Raw genomic sequence first — 2,105 nt, forward strand, 5'->3', positions numbered from 1 at the left:
AGCTGCCGATAACTCATGTTGGAACTCACTTTTTTTGGTCGAAAAGTAAGACTACCACATGTCGGTAGCTGACCTCCTTTCGACCTATCCCATTACATGAGTGTTGCGGTTATTATCTGAATTCAGGTTTCTGTTTTTATGACCCCGTAGCAAATGTGAATCAGCTTTCGCATTGCTGCTCCCAATGCTTGCATCTTTGTTTTCCCTGCTGCTAGCAATCGGCATTTCTGAGCTTTAATGTCTGGGTTGTGAGTACCAGCAGCAACTGCGGCCAAGAAGAGCTTTGATCTTATTCTTGATGGTCCAACCTTGCTCAACGTCGTTCGACCTTTTAGGTTTCCTGATTCATTTAATCTAGGTATCAACCCAATAAACGCAGCTGCTTGTTTTGCGCTGCGAAAGTGCTTCGCGCTGAACAGATAGACAAGCTCTCGAGACATAACTTTGCCAATACCAACAACACTTTGCAGTAGTTTATGTTTCTTACTCATTATGGGGTCTGATGCAATGATAGTATCGATCTCACACTCGATAGAGCGTATTTCTTCATCTATTATTGCTATTAGCCGCGTGATGGAGGTGGTAACTCTTTCGTTGGAATCGCTAATACTGCAGGCTTCAAGTCGGTTTGATTCTCGCAGCCGGTCTTTCTCAAGTGCTGCCACTACAGACATTGGAAATTCCGAGCGACACCATTGCTGATTGGCATTCACATGGTAAATCTAATGCGTCCTTTACGGCTGGTGCAGATACGCAGTGGGCCGATCAAAGACGCTGGCGATTTAGTTATTTATCTCGGGGGCTCGTGGGTGGAACAGGAACTCATACGTTAAGCGTTTATCATCAAGAAAAAGCGACTGATGTATGCACGGGCCTATGCAGGAATTGACCATGAAACTAGTAATTTCGATCGTGATTTATTTTTTGATGGTTGCGTCATTTGACCGTGATAGCCACCTAAATACTCCATTCCCAGATTTTTATAAAGCTAACTATAAAAAATTGACCACGAGCCTCTCTAACTATGTCGAGAACCCTGACCAACTAGAGAAGCTTATCGTTGAACATGCAATGGTTCGCTACTCTTGGAATTCGTTATTCGAAAATCAGTACGATGACCTTGTTCTCTCCGACTATGAATGTAGGTTTTGGTTAGCTTACTGGGACATTCAAGGAGTAACATATTCATTGGAAAGTGGTTGGCAGTTTGGCGTCGAAAAGTTTGAAGAAAGAGCCATAGAGTTGGTCGCTCTCTTAAAGGAGCAGCAAGAACTCACGAATGAGGACCGGTTGGTATGTCGATATTTTCCTGTGAAACCTCATGAAGTATCGATGATTAGATTGTTAGATGAACCTAGTACTTACATAGTTAATCGAGTGATCGTTAATGTTTTTCTTAATCTCAAAGGTAACAGCCTGTTCGGGTATTTTTTAGCCCCGCAATCTGATCCATCAATTAGAAAAATTCGGATTCCAGTCGCATCGGTAAACAAAGGGGTAGTTCTTCAGGAGGGGGCAGCTCGAATCGAGGGGAGGCTGCGCTCCTCTAAACTAGATGAGGGTGAATCTAATAGTCTGTATCTTGAACATGTTCGAAGCACAAACCTGCCACTTGATGAAGAAATCTCACTGGTGGAGAAAGAATCGATAGATCCAATGTTTGTTGATTTTATTAAAGATCCTAAACAATTCTTTGGTCAGGAAGTTCAGCTTTCTGGGTTTTTAAAGAAGGATTACCGTGGGCGCGCAACACTATTTTTATCGAACTTTCATGCAGCGACGCTTGATGACACTAATGCTATTTGGGTATTGAATCAGTCAGACACTGTTTTTGACGAGGGTTGGATATCGTTAAAGGGAGTAGTCGTGGATGAATGTCACCTTCGTCATTCACGCGCTCCGGCCCTACGTATATGCTTAGCCATAGGACAAGACTAGTTAGCGGGTCAGATAGGAGCTCATGCGTTTGCGGGGGGCGTGATCCGTACCAGTACTTTTGGACACCGAGCTAAGTGAGTAAAATCACTTAACGAGGTGAATCATGAAAGCAAATAAAACACGCAAAGTCCACACACAAGAATTTAAAGCAGAAGCCCTGAAATTAG

The 2,105-nt window shown here is 43.2% G+C and carries 2 protein-coding genes; one reads left to right on the forward strand and one right to left on the reverse strand.

Annotation, left to right across the window (positions count from 1 at the left end; translation table 11 throughout):
• Positions 1–122: 122 nt before the first annotated feature.
• Positions 123–674: a transposase gene (locus CWE11_RS11930; protein ID WP_126777848.1), complete on the reverse strand. Its 552-nt coding sequence runs from the start codon at positions 672–674 to the stop codon at positions 123–125.
• A gap of 217 nt (positions 675–891) precedes the next feature.
• Here CWE11_RS11930 and CWE11_RS11935 point away from each other — a divergent pair, with 217 nt between their 5' ends.
• Complete coding sequence (locus CWE11_RS11935) at positions 892–1,938, forward strand: hypothetical protein (protein WP_126777849.1); 1,047 nt, start codon at positions 892–894, stop codon at positions 1,936–1,938.
• Positions 1,939–2,105 lie beyond the last annotated feature (167 nt).

This window comes from Aliidiomarina sanyensis (assembly GCF_003987175.1).
GTDB lineage: Bacteria > Pseudomonadota > Gammaproteobacteria > Enterobacterales > Alteromonadaceae > Aliidiomarina > Aliidiomarina sanyensis.